Raw genomic sequence first — 14,640 nt, forward strand, 5'->3', positions numbered from 1 at the left:
AATGAAAAGCATTTTAACCCATAAAAGCATCTGGATGACCGCCCTCGCCGGCGCATTGAGCATCACCAGCTGCACCAAGGATTTCGATAGCATGAACGTGAGCCCGAACAGCCCCACGGCCATCGGTCCGCAATACCTGCTCCCTACCGGCATCGAAACCTCGGTAGACCGCTACTGGGGCCACCGCGACCGTTTCGAGCGGATCAACATCGACGCCGCCGAACTGTACGTGCAGCATTTGACGCGCAACATTTACAGCAATGAAGGCGACGATTACACGGTGTCGCCCGCATTGATCTCCAACAACTGGAAAGGCTTTTTCAACGACGGCCTGCTGAATTTCCAGCGCATTATCAACCAAACGAATGCGGAGTCCGCTTCACCTAACGCTAATTATGAAGGAGTGGCGCTGGTTATGCGTACCTGGGTGTTTTCGCTGCTGGTGGACATGTACGGCTCCATTCCCTACACCGACGCCATCAAGGGCACGGCCAGCGACCCGGTTTACACGCCGAAATACGATTCGATGGAAACCATTTACGCAGGTTTGCTCAATGACCTGAAACTGGCGAACGAGAAGCTGACCGTCGGCGGCCCGGCCATTGCAGGCGACATTCTGTATTCGGGTGATATTTTGAAATGGAAAAAATTCGCCAATTCGCTCCGCCTCCGCCTCGCTAACCGCCAGGCTGCCAAAAAGCCGGCAGAGTCGAAAGCGATCTTCACAGAAATCCTCGGCGACGCCACCAAATTCCCGATTTTCACCGGCAATGCGGATAATGCGTCGCTGAAATGCACGACGGTGCTGCCGAGCAACAACGAATGGAACCAGATCCTGATCCAGGGCGGACGTACGGACTGGAATATCAGCAAAACGCTGGCCGATAAGATGAATGCACTGGGCGACACCCGCATTACCGTGTATGCCAACCCGAATAAGGACGGCCTTTACCAGGGCCACGCCAACGGCCTGCCCGACGCCATCGCGACCGGCTACCTCGCCACCAGCTCCACCATCGGCAAGGCATTCACCGACGCCGCCGCGCCGGAAGTGATCATGACCTACGCAGATCTGAATTTCATCCTCGCCGAAGCCGTGCTGGACGGAGACGCGACAGGCGATGCGAAAAAGTACTTCGAAGAAGGCATTACCGCCTCGTTTGCCCAGTACGGCCTCACGCCGCCGGCAGGTTACTTCACCAAAGCCGGTCCGGTAAGCAAGGAAAAAGTGCTCGAACAGAAATGGATTTCGCTCTTCGGGCAAGGCGTGGAAGCGTGGATTGAATGGCGCCGGACGGGCTTCCCGGTGTTCCCGGCCGCCGACCCGCGTGCGGTGCTGAACAATGGCGGCGTGCTCCCTACCCGCTTCAATTACCCGGCCTCGGAATACTCGCTCAACGCGGCTTCCGTAGCCGATGGCGTGAAGCTCAATGGCGGGGCGGACGATATGAAGACCAAACTGTGGTGGGCTGAGAAATAACGGTTTAACTCCAAGAATTTGACCAATATGAAAAATACAAAATCGCTTTTCCCTTCCGCGCTAATCATGCTGGCTCTTGCATTCGGATTTGTGTCGTGTAAAGAAGAAGATCCATTCCTCGACCGCAACGTAGCGCCCGTGCTGGTGGACATTGTCGGCGCGCCTTTCGGGGCTCCCATTGCCAGCGAACCGACGGTGACCTACGCAGCTACGGCCGAAAAACTGACGCTCTCGGCCCGCCTGCTGGAACTCGACAAGACGAATATTCTCGACCATACCAAAGGCATCGACTCCATTCCGGTTCCGAACCTCAGCATTAAAATCACCCTCCGCACGGGCGCCGTGCTGGGCGAGGTTACTTCCGATGCGCAGGGGGTGGTGAAGCTGGAAAAAACGTGGGCCGACCTGGGCATAACTGCACCGAAAGCGGGCAGCATTACCAAAATTTCGTGGTCGGGCAGCCATAAGGGGATCGCATTTACGCGCTTCTCGCAAGTGCAGGCTAACTGATTGAAAAACAAGCCGGATGCACTTCTATCCCGGCTAGTTTATTTGTAAATTGAATTAAGATTTTCACTTCTGAATATTAATCGTCACGTACTTAAACTTTTGAACAATGAATCACAACATCGACCGTCGTAACCTGTTGAAGTCCGGTTTAATGGCATTGGGCGGAATGGCCATCGCCCCGCACCTTACTGCCGGTGCTTTTGAAAATACTCCATTGTCGCTCGACCCGGAAAACCGCATTTACCGCAGCCCGATGGTGCGCGAGCATTTCCTGCCTTCGGATTTCAAAGCACCAAAAATCGTAGCGAAACTGAGTTCGAACGAAAACCCATACGGCCCGCCGATGACGGCACAGAAAGCCGTGGCAGAATCCGTGAAAAACGGTAACCGTTACGCCTGGAAGGAAATGTACGACCTCATTGATAAAATCGCAAAAAAAGAAGGCGTGACGCCCGACCACATCATGATGGGCCCCGGCTCGTCGGATCTGCTGGAAAAAGTGGCATTGGTCACCTTCATGAAAGGCGGCAACATCGTCTCCGCCGACCCTTGTTATATGTCGCTCGTGAGCGTGGCTAAATCCGTAGGTGCTACCTGGAAGCCCGTTCCCTGCACGGCAGACTGGTCGCACGACCTGAAAGCGATGGAAGCGGCCATCGACAAGGATACCAAGCTGGTATATGTTTGTAACCCAAATAACCCGACCGGCGCCATTACGAAAGGCCAGGACCTGCTCGACTTCTGCTCGCGCGTGTCCGAAAAAGTGCCGGTATTCGTGGATGAAGCCTACATCGAGCTTGCGGTAGGTGCCGATACGCAAAGCATGGTGTCGCTTTTGACCCAAAAGAAAAACGTGATCATCGCCCGTACGTTCTCGAAAATCATGGGTATGGCCGGTATTCGCGTGGGTTACATTGCCGCCCAGCCTGAATTCCTGGCCGGTATCAACAAGATCACCCGCGGCGGCATGGGCATTTCCTACACGTCGATCTTCGCAGCATCCGCCAGTCTGGACGACAAGGATTTCCAGGGCAACACCCGCAAACTGAACCACGAGGCCAAAACATACCTTTACGAAAACCTGGACAAGATGGGTTACAAATACATCCCGTCGTACACCAACTTCGTCCTCTTCCCGATCTCCATCCCGGGCAAGGAGCTGCTCTCCAAAATGACCGCCAAAGGCATCGCCGTCCGCTCCTTCGACGTCCAGAATAAGCCCTGGTGCCGGGTAAGTATCGGTACGATGGATGAGATGAAGGCATTTGTGGGCGCACTGGGCGCATTGAGCTAAGTATTGCTTTGTTGTTACATCCCTACGGGATTCCGGCAAAGTGGCTGTACATTGTTTTGCTACCAATATTACGTGCCTGACGGCACTTTAATGTCGGAAGCCGAGTCGCGTAGCGACGTAATATCGGTAGCAAACACATCCGAAAACCAGCCGGTAAATGCCGTAGGCATGTAACAGCAATGGCAATGTGTGACAACACCTGACCACCACTAACGATACCATTTTCACTCCCGTTACAATCCTCCGCGAAAGCGACACTCCTCTTTGATCTTCGATACATTCCTATTACTTAACTGTTCCCGACCATGAGTGACGCATTACAAAAAACCATCACGCTATTATTATTAATTGCCCTGGGATTGTTGCTCAAAAGCAAGTTCAAGAACAAGGACCAAACCAACGGCATCAAGGAGATCATCCTCTCCGTGGCGCTACCCTCAACGATATTTATTTCATTAATGAAGATCGACATCGATTCGTCGATGTTTATCATTCCGCTCGTTACGCTCGTTTTCAACTTCCTGATGTTCTTTTCCGCGCCGCTGGCATTCGCATTGTTCGGCATTGAAAAAAACAGCCCTACCGGTCGCACATTGATGATGCTCATTCCTTCATTGGCGCCGGGGTTATCGTGTTTTCCGTTCATCGCGGAGTTTTTGGGTGAAAAAAGCCTGGCTATTGCGGCGCTGGCGGATGTGGGCAACAAGTTTTTTGTACTCATTTCGCTCTACATTCTCGCGATGAATATGTTTTTGAAAAACAGCGATGACAAGGAAACCAAAATGACCGGAAAGCTGAAAAGCCTCTTCGCGAGTATGTTTCAGGAGCCCATTAACCTGCTCATTTTCATCGCAATCATATTGCTTAGCCTGGGTATCAATTACAGCACATTACCGCCATTGGTAGTGGATATTTTTGATAAAACCAGCGCGATGATGACGCCGCTCGTGCTGCTCTTTATCGGCCTGGCCGTGCAACTGAAAGAAGGTAAGAAGCGTATTGTTGCCAGTATCCTGTTCTTCCGCGCGGGCATTACGATGCTTATCAGCGCGGGAATGATTTACGTGCTCAACATTACCGACCAGAACATGGTGCTGCTTTCGATCGTGATCCCGCTCAGTGCCGCCAGTTTCTGGCCGCTCGCGCACATTTCGGCATTCAACCTGCGGGAGGATGCCAAGGCGATGCCTAAGGAAAAAAGAACATTTGACCTGGAACTCGCTGTGTTGTTACTTGCATTCTCATTACCATTCTCAACGATATTAATTTTGGCAATCCTGTCTTCCGGTTCATTCTTCGCACATACTTCCACGCTCATCACCGCCGGGCTCGTATTGATCTGCCTCGGTGCGGTGCCTAATGTGCTCGGGAAAGTATTTGTGAAAATGTCGAAGGCATCGTCGTAACGCAACACCACATGAAGGTCCTGACCACCAGTATTTTTTCACTCCTGTCCCTTACTGTTTTTGCCCAAACCGAGCTCACAGCCGTCAGCAGCATCCAGTCGCAGGCCACCATCCGCATTTCGAAGAGCACCAAGCGCTGCAAGTATTTTTCGGCCAATGCACCCGTGACGATGGCCGACGGAAGTGTGAAATCCATTGCGGACGTGCGCGTGGGCGAGCATGTGAAGACGTGCAAGGACGGCAAAACGGCCACCACGCAGGTGAAGCAGATCGACATTTTCGACCAGCCCACGTTACCGCTGACGGCGGTGTACCTCCGGCCGGCGCACGACCATGCCACCCCGGATTCGCCGATTGTGCCCGCGTTGCTGCTCGAAGCCACGCCCGACCACAAGGTGCAAACCAATCACGGCAGAAAACGGATGAAAAAGCTTTCCAAAAAGGACATTCTGTATCGCTATGAGCCTTCCACCGGCATTGTATCATCATGGAAAGTGGGCGCGGTGCAAACGAACGCCCGGCGCGTGAAGAAGGCCTACGACCTGGAAACGGTGGACGGCACTTACCTGGTAGACAATGTGATGGTTGCCAACAACTGATTTATTATTTACTCAACAAACGGATAAAAGCCTCGCTTGCGGGGCTTTATTTTTTGGTGGATAGCGCTAAACTGACGCCGGCATTGGTCAGCAGCAAACCTTTTACGACCTTTGCACTTCATTTTTGAGCAGAACCAAAGACATTTCCAAATACCGTGACAGCAAATTCCGCTTCATCGACGCCCCGCGAGCTGGGTTTTACATTTCCCGCCGAATGGGCGCCGCACCGCGCTACCTGGCTTACTTTCCCGCACAACGACGCCTCCTGGCAAGGCGATAAGCTCGCCAAAATGCGTCCGCAATACCTGGCGTTCATCAAGGCCATCAGCCAGGGCGAAAAAGTGGGCGTTATCGCCAACGACGAAGCATTGAAGCAATTCATCATCGGCGAGCTCGACAAAACGGGTGTCGATTTGAATAAAATCGAGTTTATAGTAAAACCCACCAACGACGCCTGGTGCCGCGACCATGGTCCTTCTTTTGTGGTAAATCCCAAAACCGGCGAAAAAATGATCGTCGACTGGGGCCATAATGCCTGGGGAGGTAAATATCCGCCCTACGACGACGATAACCGCACGCCGCGGGCCGTGGCCGAATACCTGAACCTGCCGGTTGTAAACCCGGGCATCATCATGGAAGGCGGCTCGGTGGAATTCAATGGCGCGGGAACCATTCTCACCAGCGAATCCTGCCTGCTGAACCTGAACCGCAACCCGCACCTGAAGCAAGCGCAGATCGAGCAGCATTTGTTTGATTATTATGGTGTAGAGCAAATACTGTGGGTAGAAGGCGGCATAGAAGGCGACGACACCGACGGCCATATTGACGATACGACGCGCTTTGTGAATGAAGATACCGTCGTGGCTTGCGTAGAAAGCAACCCGGCCGACGACAACTACAAAATGCTGCAAACGAATCTCGGCATGCTGAAAAACATGCGGCTGGTCAGCGGCAAGCAACTTAATATCATTGAACTACCGATGCCGAAGGCGGTCGTGATCGACGGTTTCCGCACGCCAGGCTCGTATGCCAACTTTTTGATCTGCAATGCAGGCGTGATCGTGCCGGTATTCAACAATCCGCACGACCAGGTCGCGATCGATATTCTGGAAAAAGCTTTTCCGGGCAGGAAAATCATTCCGCTCCTGGCCACGGAAATTATCTGGGGACAAGGCAGTTTCCATTGCCTGAGCCAGCAGGAGCCGCTGGTTTAAACGTAAAAAGCCGGGAAGCGGTCGCTTCCCGGCTTTTTACTTATAGATCCGGCTTCTTGCGATTGATATACACATCTTCCAGCACATACTTTCGCGTGGCGGAAGCGCCGTCCTCCCATCTGAAACAGAGCATTGGCCTCGCCGGATTCGCATAGGCCAGGATATTGTCCAGCAGCACCGGCCGGTCCGACGCGGTGATATTCCCGCCCGATTTCAACACCGTCAGATTGAATTTCCTGCTGCTCAGGTTGAGCGTCACGACGAGCGTATGCGAAACGCCCGCCGGAATGTTGCCCAGCACTTGCTCCCCGCCTTTAAAATCGGTCATCATGCTGAGCTGCCCGGCGTCGGTCAGGAACAATCGCGCGATCATCGCTGCCGAGCCATCGGTAATGTCGATAAGCAGCCGCTCGCCCGAGCCTGAATGGGTGGCGGTGTAATAGAACCACAGGGTTTGGGTAAAATCAGTAGAAATGCCTTTGAATGAAAGGAACTGATTGTGTGCGGTCAGGCCGGGAGTGTTTATTTCGGTGAATGTAAGCGCCTTGCGGCCGGCAGTGGCGGAGTTGGTCACCTTGATGCGCGGTTGCAGTTCAGTACCGTAGTCGATGGCGTCGCCGACGGGATCGCCCGGAATGTTCTTTGCGGGCAGCGAGCCGACGGTTTCACTCTCGAAACTGGAGGTAAGAATGGCCGTTGTTTTGCAAGATGTAAAGAAAGATACCGGCACCAATGCGAACAGAAGCAAGCGAAAGGTTTTCATAGAAGTATTTGAGTTTGATGTTTACTAAAAGTAACAGCTCTCACACCCCTGTTTCAGCGTAGTAATACCTGCCTGATTAACCGGCTTTCGGTACGTATTGAAACGGAAAACTACTCCCTGTCGGCCAGATTGTCCCACTCCGTGCGCTCGTGCAGGAACACATTGTAATCCACAAAACCCCGGATACCGTCCACCCAGCCCTTTTCGCTGTGCTGCCAGAACAGCACGTGCGCGTCGGAGGCGAGGTCGTCCAGGTGCGTGCGCGAGTAGCCCGCGAGCCAGAGCGGATAATCGTCGAAGTTGCCGGCGATGTATTTTTTGTAATAATGCTCATTGACGTAAATGATAGGCTTCACGCCGTAATGCGCCTCGATGAGCGTGAGCCAGTTGCGCACACCTTTGATAATGATGTCGTCCGGCTTGCCGCCATTGACTTCCAGATCAAGCACCGGCGGCAGGTCCCCGGGTTCCATTCTTACCTGGCCGATGAAGTTATCAACCTGGCGGTCGGACATCACCCTAGGATTATAGAAATGGTACGCACCGCGCTTCATTCCTACCCGCCTGGCTTCCGCCCAGTTGCGTTTGAACTGCCTGTCGAGGTGCGTGGCGCCTTCCGTGGCTTTGATATACACGAAATCAATACTTACATTTTCCGAGCGCGCCATTTTGAGTTTATCCCAATTGATCTTCGCATTGTGGTGCGAAACGTCGATCCCGTGAACGGCATACCGCAGCGGCAGCTTGATACCGAACTTGCTGATAAACTCCCACTGATTTTCGTCTGTTTTATCGCTCCACCAGATCAGTCCGCCGATTATCACTACCACGGCCGCGATAATGGCCCAGCCCTTCGCAGGGAGCGGTTTCAGGTATTTAACATTACTAACTGACGAGCGGGTCTTCTTTTTTGCCATACCGCGCAAAAGTACGAAAGATCGTTGTTCCAGGCATATTGCCGCTCATTTTCCAGAGTTACCATCCATGTACTATGCAATACATAGTACCTGATATTGCCCATATATTTGAATCATCCAAACGGAATTAGTGCTCACCTTTTAAATAAACATAGCCATGAGACCTTCAATCAAAACAATCGCAATGACAATGGTAATCGCTGCAACCTTCGCTTTCAATGCTGTCGCCGAAGACAAGGAAGGCAAAAAAGCGGTAGTCTTCGAAACGGGCATTTTCGCCTCCAAAGCCGGTAAGTTGCATGTTAATGTGGATAAATACACCAATAATAAGGCGTTGATCGTCATCACGAACTACAAAGGCGAGGCTATCCACCGCGATGTGATCAGCCGCAGCACGGACAAGTTCAGAAAGGCCTACAACATCAACGAATTGCCCGAAGGCAGCTACACCGTTGAGATTACGGCCAATGGCAAAAAAGTCGAAAAGCATTTCGATGTGACTGAAATCCGCACCGACCGCCGCGTTGCCGTCAAGTAATCGCCCTCTTCAAAGCCAAAACGGCCAGCTTGGAGTTCCGAGCTGGCCGTTCTGCTTTTTTTGTATTTCAACCGTGGATCAGATCACCACGTTCACAATCCGTTTTGGAACGACGATCACTTTTTTGGCAGGCTTGCCTTCCATCCATTTCTGAACGGTTACGTCGGCCAATACCTCCTTCTCGATGTCCGCCGCCGGCGTGTCCAGCGGGAATGTCAACGACGCGCGCACTTTTCCATTGATCTGCACCGGATATTCGAATACTGAATCCTGCACGTATTTGGCTTCAAAAACCGGGAATTCGGCTTTGGAAACACCTCCTGCTTCATTACCCAATGCCGTCCACAATTCTTCCGAAATATGCGGCGCGTAGGGCGAAAGCAGGATTACCAATTGCTGCAATACTTCTTTGCTCTGGCATTTCTGGCTGCCGAGCTCATTCACGCACACCATAAACGCACTCACTGCGGTGTTGAACGAGAAGTTTTCGATGTCCTCACCGATCTTTTTGATCGTTTTGTGCAAAGTCTTCAATTCGTCGGGCTTCGCGGGAACGTCTTTCACCTGCCACTGGCCGGTTTCGGTGTAAAACAGGCGCCACAGCTTACGGATGAAGCGGTACGTTCCGTCGATTCCATTGGTATTCCAGGGTTTCGCCTGATCGAGCGGCCCGAGGAACATTTCGTACAACCGCAGGGTATCGGCCCCGTAGCGCTCCACGATATCGTCCGGGTTCACGACGTTAAACTTCGATTTCGACATTTTCTCCACTTCCACACCGCAAATGTATTTGCCGTCTTCGAGGATGAACTCAGCATGCTCGCCAGCGATATCCGGCCGCGTCGCTTTGAACTTGTCCACATCCAGCACGTCGTTTTCCACAATATTCACATCCACGTGCAATGCCGAAACCTCATATTGCGATTTCAAACCGGCGCTTACAAACACAGGCTTGCTGTAATCCTCTCCTTTGACGCGGTACACGAAGTTGCTGCGCCCCTGGATCATGCCCTGGTTGATGAGCTTTTTGAACGGCTCCTCTTCCTGCACAAATCCGCGGTCTTTCATGAATTTGTTCCAGAAACGGCTGTACAGTAAGTGCCCCGTCGCGTGCTCGGTGCCGCCGATGTACAAATCCACATCTTTCCAATAGCCGATCGCCTCTTTCGATGCGAATTCGTTCTCGTTTTTCGGGTCCATGTAGCGGTACCAGTACCAGCTGCTGCCCGCCCAGCCCGGCATGGTGCTGAGCTCGTAGCTATAACCTGCTCCGGTTTCGTAACCGTGACCAGAGCCCGAATTATAGCCAACACCTGAGCCATAAGACCACCCAACAGCGCGGCCCAGCGGCGGCTCTCCGTTTTCAGTCGGCAGGTATTTATCAACTTCCGGCAGGTTCAACGGCAGCTCGTTCAAGTCGAGCAGATATGGTACCGGCTGGCCTTCGCTGTCATTTTTGTAATAAACAGGCACCGGCTCGCCCCAGTAACGCTGGCGGCTGAACACCGCGTCGCGCAGGCGGTAGTTGATTTTTCCTTTACCTAATCCTTTTTCTTCCAGTACATTGATCAGCTTTTCGGTGGCCTCTTTGTAGGTCAATCCGTCGATAATGCCTGAATTGATATATTTTCCTTCTTTCGTCGCGTCGGCTTGTGTTTCAATGTCCTTTTGCGCGTCGAGGATCGGGATAATGGGCAGGTTGAAATGCTTGGCGAAGTTCCAGTCGCGCTGGTCGCCGGATGGTACGGCCATGACCGCCCCGGTTCCGTAGCCTGCCAGCACGTAGTCGGCAATGTAAACCGGCACCTTTTCTCCGCTGAACGGATTGAGCACGTACGCACCCGTGAATGCACCCGAAACCGTTTTCACGTCCGACATCCGGTCGCGCTCCGATTTCTTCTGCGTCATGGCAATGTAGTCATCAATTTCCGCCCGCTGCTCCGGCGTCGTGATCACATCCACAAGCTCATGCTCCGGCGCGATTACCATAAACGTAACGCCGTAAATCGTGTCTACTCGTGTTGTGAACACTTCGATAGAGGGAGGAAAGGAGGAAAGGGAATTTACAATACCACTTTCTCCCTTTCCTCCATCTTCCCTTTCCTCCCAAACCTGAAATTTGACCAACGCTCCAACCGAACGTCCGATCCAGTTCCGCTGCTGCTCTTTCAATGACTCCGTCCAATCCACCGTGTCCAGGCCGTCGATCAATCGCTGTGCGTATGCGGTGATGCGCATCATCCATTGGCGCATCAGTTTCTGGATCACGGGGAAGCCGCCGCGTTCGGAAACACCGTCTTTCACCTCGTCGTTCGACAATACCGATCCCAGGCCGGGGCACCAGTTTACGGTTGCGTCGGCGACGTAGGTCAGGCGGTATTTCAATGTCATCTTATATTGTACCTCTTCCGACCATGCATTCCACTCTTCGGCAGTGAATGCGGGGGTATCTTCATCCGCAGGTGCATTGATTTTGGCATTACCTTCCTGCGCGAATTTCGCGGTCAGGGTTTCAATCGGCTCCGCCTGGTCGGTATCGTTGTTGTACCAGCTGTTGAACAGCTCCGAGAAAATCCATTGCGTCCATTTATAGTAGCCCGGGTCGGACGTCCGCACTTCGCGGTTCCAGTCGTAGCTGAGTCCCAGGTTTTTCAGCTGCTCGATATAGCGGCTGATATTCTGCTCGGTGGTAATGGCCGGGTGCTGGCCGGTTTGGATGGCGTATTGCTCGGCGGGCAATCCGAAGCTATCGAAGCCCATCGGATGCAGCACGTTGAAGCCTTTCAGCCTTTTGTAACGGGAATAGATATCCGAGGCAATATACCCCAGCGGATGCCCCACATGCAGCCCTGCGCCCGAAGGGTAGGGAAACATATCCAACACATAATACTTCGGCAACTCCGACTCATTGGACACGCTGAATGTGCCGTTCTTCTGCCAGAAATCCTGCCATTTTTTTTCTATTTCGCGATGACTGTACTCGCTCATATCCTGTTAGTTGTTATGCTTTTCTCTGTGCGCCCCGTGTGCGTATCCGCCCAGAGTCCTGATTATCAGAAAGTAAAGCTTTTGTTTAATTTCTATTCTCCCAAATAAACCGCAAAAATAGCGTTTTTTGATCGGATTCGGGCTGTCCGTCTGATTATTAAGCCATCATCAAATTCGGAACGTTTCGCAGGCGCAGGAGGCTCCTTCGGAGCCGGGAATTCCATGCGCGTTCATTTGCTATAAACAGGTTGCCCCTCCGGGGCGTTTGTTGATCCGCTCGCACGATCGTAACGCCGGTGAATGCTACAAACAGGTCGGGCCTCCGGGGCCTTGTTTGTTCCGCTCGCAGGATCGTAATGCCGCTGCATGTCATCGCAACGCCGCTCCGGAGGAGCTTTCTGTTTATAGCAATCGCCGCCACCCGCCCTCGTTGGCTCCGAAGGAGCCTCCTGCGTCGCGCGATCCGGCATGGAATTTTACTGTTGTGAAGAAGTTATCCATTCTTTTCCCCAATTTTCAAGTGCTATGAAAAACGTGATGATTGCCTTGTGCGCATTGTTGATCAGCTACTCCGCCTCTGCTCAGTACGACCCCGCTTTCCGTTTCGGAATTAAGGCCGGAGCTAACTTATCGAATATCAACGGCAGCAACGACCTCACCCTCGCCCCCGGCGGTGATGCATTCAACTTCAAAGACAACTCGGATCGCTCGCTAGGCTTCGCAGGCGGCGTTTTCTTCCGTTTTGGAAAGACATTCTACATTCAACCCGAGCTGTTGCTGTCGCAAAAAGGCGGCCGGTTCAATGTTTATAAGGATGGCCTGACCAACTCTCAGGGCAAGGTGGATGTGCGGTTCAGCAATTTCGACCTGCCGGTGCTGTTTGGTTTCCGCGTCGCACGGTTTTTCCGCGTGAATGTCGGCCCAATGGCGTCGCTCCGGCTGTCAGGCAATGGCAAGATCGGCGACTCGTTCGATGATTTTACGGGCGATAACTCGGATGTAATGTTCCGGAACAGACTAGCGTACGGCTACCAAGCCGGTGTCGGTTTCGACTTCGGGCGGTTAAGCCTCGACGTGCGTTATGAGGGCAATTTTACGGAGATCGTAAAGGTGAATTTTAACAACGCTACTACCGCCTCGCAGTTCGGGAAGAAGGGCAACCTGTTCCAGGCAACGCTCGGCTACGCGATATTCTAAAACCGGCGGATATGCTCAAAACATCAAACGGAATCTGTGGCATTGGTTCCGTTTTTTTCTTCGCCATGCCTGCCGAATGCGGGGCTATTTCTACTTTTGTGTTTCATTCATTAAATTGCCTGTAAGCGAAAACGCACGAAATCAGGCCCATAAAGCAGCACAGTGGCGATCAATCAAGATAATGTAAGACTGGTTTTCGGACTCAAACTCAAACAACTCCGGCTCGACAAGGGAATGTCGCTCAGCGAACTTTCTCAGAAATCGGGGTTGTCGATTTCGTATATCAATGAAATCGAGAAAGGAAAGAAATACCCGAAATCCGACAAGATCCTTGCATTGGCGAGCGCCATTGAAGTCGATTACGACACGCTGGTTTCATTAAAACTGAGCAAACGGCTCGAACCGATTTCCGATCTGCTCAGTTCGAATGTGCTAACGGAATTACCGCTCGAACTGTTCGGCATTGACCCGGCCAACCTGCTCGAAATCCTTTCCGACGCGCCCACCAAAATCAGCGCATTTGTAGGCACACTCATCGAGATCGCCCGGAATTACAACATGTCGATCGAGAAGTTTTATTTCTCGGCATTGCGGACTTATCAGGAAATGCACGACAATTATTTTGAGGATATCGAACTTGAAGCGGAGCGATTCCTGGAAGAGCACCATGTGGAAGCCAGCCGCCTTCTCGACGAGCAGCAGCTCGAAAGCATTCTCAAAACGCAATACCATTACACGATCGAGCCGATCAACGAGCGCACCAACCCCGAATTCGCGACGGTGCGGTCGCTCACGATCACGAACGCATCCGGCACCCGCCTTTTGATCAACGCCCATTTATCCTCCGTACAACGGGCATTTATCTACGGGCGTGAGATAGGGTATTTGTATCTTAATCTGAAAAACCGGCTGCATACGACAGCGCTCGTGGAAGCGGAGTCGTTCGAGCAGTTGCTGAACAATTTCAAGGCATCCTATTTTGCCAGCGCGGTGATTATCAAGCGGAGTTTGCTGGTGCCGGCCATTGCCAACATTTTTGCACAAAAAACCTGGCAGCCGGAAAGCCTCATTCAGCTCATTCACGATTTCAATACAACGCCCGAGTCGTTTTGCTACCGGCTGAGCAATGTGCTGCCCCGGTATTTCGGCATTAATCAAATTTTCTTTGCGCGGTTCAACAACTTCGTCGGCCAGAATATCTTCCACATGACGAAGGAAATGCATATTTCCAGAAAGCATTACCCGCACACGGTGCGCGACGAGCATTACTGCCGCCGCTGGGTTGCCCTTACCGTCCTGAACGACCTGGGCGACATGATTTTGGCCAAACAGCCGCCGCGCATCCTCTGCAAAGCGCAGAAATCGACCTATATCGACACCCAGGACCAGTATCTGGTGGTGAGTTTTGCGCAACCGATGTCGCCTACGCCCAACCTGAACGTGAGCGTGTCCATGGGGATTTATCTCGATGAGCAGACGCGTGAAAAACTGGCATTTCTCGATGATCCCGCCCTTAATTCCCGCGAGGTAAACCAGACCTGCGAACGCTGCTCGCTCTTCGATTGCCGCGAGCGCATTGCAGCACCGGTGATCCTCCAAAAACGGCATAAGAACGAAGAGCTTCGGAAGGCATTGAAAAAGATGATTAATTAGTTATTGTCAACCAGTTACTCAGGTTATTAGCATTCAAATTCTAAAAATCCGAACCCTTGATGGGGGTTTCTTGTCAAATGG

12 protein-coding genes are annotated in these 14,640 nt (G+C 52.4%); 9 read left to right on the forward strand and 3 right to left on the reverse strand.

Translation table 11 applies throughout. The features are described 5' to 3' along the window. Position 1: 1 nt before the first annotated feature. From DFER_RS12965 to DFER_RS12990, 6 genes are all read left to right on the forward strand, one after another. Positions 2-1,480, forward strand: a complete 1,479-nt coding sequence (locus DFER_RS12965) for a SusD/RagB family nutrient-binding outer membrane lipoprotein (RefSeq protein ID WP_015812092.1) — start codon at positions 2-4, stop codon at positions 1,478-1,480. Positions 1,481-1,507: 27 nt separating this feature from the next. Further along, positions 1,508-1,990, forward strand: coding sequence for a hypothetical protein (locus DFER_RS12970; RefSeq protein ID WP_015812093.1), 483 nt, complete (start codon positions 1,508-1,510; stop codon positions 1,988-1,990). 106 nt (positions 1,991-2,096) lie between these two features. After that, on the forward strand, positions 2,097-3,284 hold the full coding sequence (locus DFER_RS12975) for a pyridoxal phosphate-dependent aminotransferase (RefSeq protein ID WP_015812094.1): 1,188 nt from the start codon (positions 2,097-2,099) through the stop codon (positions 3,282-3,284). 305 nt (positions 3,285-3,589) lie between these two features. Next, entirely contained in the window at positions 3,590-4,690 is a 1,101-nt protein-coding gene (locus tag DFER_RS12980) for an AEC family transporter (RefSeq protein ID WP_015812095.1), read from the forward strand. Between the two features lie 11 nt (positions 4,691-4,701). Further along, positions 4,702-5,289 carry a Hint domain-containing protein gene (locus tag DFER_RS12985; RefSeq protein WP_015812096.1) on the forward strand — a complete coding sequence of 196 codons (588 nt, stop codon included), beginning with the start codon at positions 4,702-4,704 and terminating at the stop codon, positions 5,287-5,289. A 155-nt stretch (positions 5,290-5,444) separates the two neighbouring features. Then, positions 5,445-6,503 (forward strand): agmatine deiminase family protein, encoded by a 1,059-nt coding sequence (locus DFER_RS12990; protein ID WP_015812097.1) that lies wholly within the window; start codon positions 5,445-5,447, stop codon positions 6,501-6,503. Positions 6,504-6,543: 40 nt separating this feature from the next. Here the strand turns inward: DFER_RS12990 and DFER_RS12995 are convergent, their stop codons facing one another. After that, positions 6,544-7,266 carry a hypothetical protein gene (locus DFER_RS12995; protein ID WP_015812098.1) on the reverse strand — a complete coding sequence of 241 codons (723 nt, stop codon included), beginning with the start codon at positions 7,264-7,266 and terminating at the stop codon, positions 6,544-6,546. 110 nt (positions 7,267-7,376) lie between these two features. Next, positions 7,377-8,183 carry a glycoside hydrolase family 25 protein gene (locus DFER_RS13000; protein WP_015812099.1) on the reverse strand — a complete coding sequence of 269 codons (807 nt, stop codon included), beginning with the start codon at positions 8,181-8,183 and terminating at the stop codon, positions 7,377-7,379. Between the two features lie 157 nt (positions 8,184-8,340). Between DFER_RS13000 and DFER_RS13005 the strand changes: the two genes are divergently transcribed. After that, a complete protein-coding gene (locus tag DFER_RS13005) occupies positions 8,341-8,721 on the forward strand; it encodes a T9SS type A sorting domain-containing protein (protein ID WP_229206244.1) in 381 nt (126 codons plus the stop codon). 78 nt (positions 8,722-8,799) lie between these two features. Here the strand turns inward: DFER_RS13005 and leuS are convergent, their stop codons facing one another. Beyond that, positions 8,800-11,709, reverse strand: coding sequence for a leucine--tRNA ligase (gene leuS, locus DFER_RS13010; protein ID WP_015812101.1), 2,910 nt, complete (start codon positions 11,707-11,709; stop codon positions 8,800-8,802). Between the two features lie 525 nt (positions 11,710-12,234). Here leuS and DFER_RS13015 point away from each other — a divergent pair. Together DFER_RS13015 and DFER_RS13020 are read left to right on the forward strand one after the other, a co-directional pair. Continuing rightward, positions 12,235-12,906, forward strand: coding sequence for a porin family protein (locus tag DFER_RS13015; RefSeq protein ID WP_015812102.1), 672 nt, complete (start codon positions 12,235-12,237; stop codon positions 12,904-12,906). 162 nt (positions 12,907-13,068) lie between these two features. Further along, on the forward strand, positions 13,069-14,559 hold the full coding sequence (locus DFER_RS13020) for a helix-turn-helix domain-containing protein (protein WP_015812103.1): 1,491 nt from the start codon (positions 13,069-13,071) through the stop codon (positions 14,557-14,559). The last annotated feature ends 81 nt before the right edge of the window (positions 14,560-14,640 follow it).

The sequence above is a fragment of the Dyadobacter fermentans DSM 18053 genome (genome assembly GCF_000023125.1).
Classification (GTDB): domain Bacteria; phylum Bacteroidota; class Bacteroidia; order Cytophagales; family Spirosomataceae; genus Dyadobacter; species Dyadobacter fermentans.

What these genes read in the sequence shown, in the direction of transcription:
- DFER_RS12965 (WP_015812092.1), top strand. Translation starts at nt 2, where the DNA reads ATGAAAAGCATTTTAACCCATAAAAGCATCTGGATGACCGCCCTCGCC.
- DFER_RS12970 (WP_015812093.1), top strand. Translation starts at nt 1,508, where the DNA reads ATGAAAAATACAAAATCGCTTTTCCCTTCCGCGCTAATCATGCTGGCT.
- DFER_RS12975 (WP_015812094.1), top strand. Translation starts at nt 2,097, where the DNA reads ATGAATCACAACATCGACCGTCGTAACCTGTTGAAGTCCGGTTTAATG.
- DFER_RS12980 (WP_015812095.1), top strand. Translation starts at nt 3,590, where the DNA reads ATGAGTGACGCATTACAAAAAACCATCACGCTATTATTATTAATTGCC.
- DFER_RS12985 (WP_015812096.1), top strand. Translation starts at nt 4,702, where the DNA reads ATGAAGGTCCTGACCACCAGTATTTTTTCACTCCTGTCCCTTACTGTT.
- DFER_RS12995 (WP_015812098.1), bottom strand. Translation starts at nt 7,266, where the DNA reads ATGAAAACCTTTCGCTTGCTTCTGTTCGCATTGGTGCCGGTATCTTTC.
- DFER_RS13000 (WP_015812099.1), bottom strand. Translation starts at nt 8,183, where the DNA reads ATGGCAAAAAAGAAGACCCGCTCGTCAGTTAGTAATGTTAAATACCTG.
- DFER_RS13005 (WP_229206244.1), top strand. Translation starts at nt 8,341, where the DNA reads ATGAGACCTTCAATCAAAACAATCGCAATGACAATGGTAATCGCTGCA.
- leuS (WP_015812101.1), bottom strand. Translation starts at nt 11,709, where the DNA reads ATGAGCGAGTACAGTCATCGCGAAATAGAAAAAAAATGGCAGGATTTC.
- DFER_RS13015 (WP_015812102.1), top strand. Translation starts at nt 12,235, where the DNA reads ATGAAAAACGTGATGATTGCCTTGTGCGCATTGTTGATCAGCTACTCC.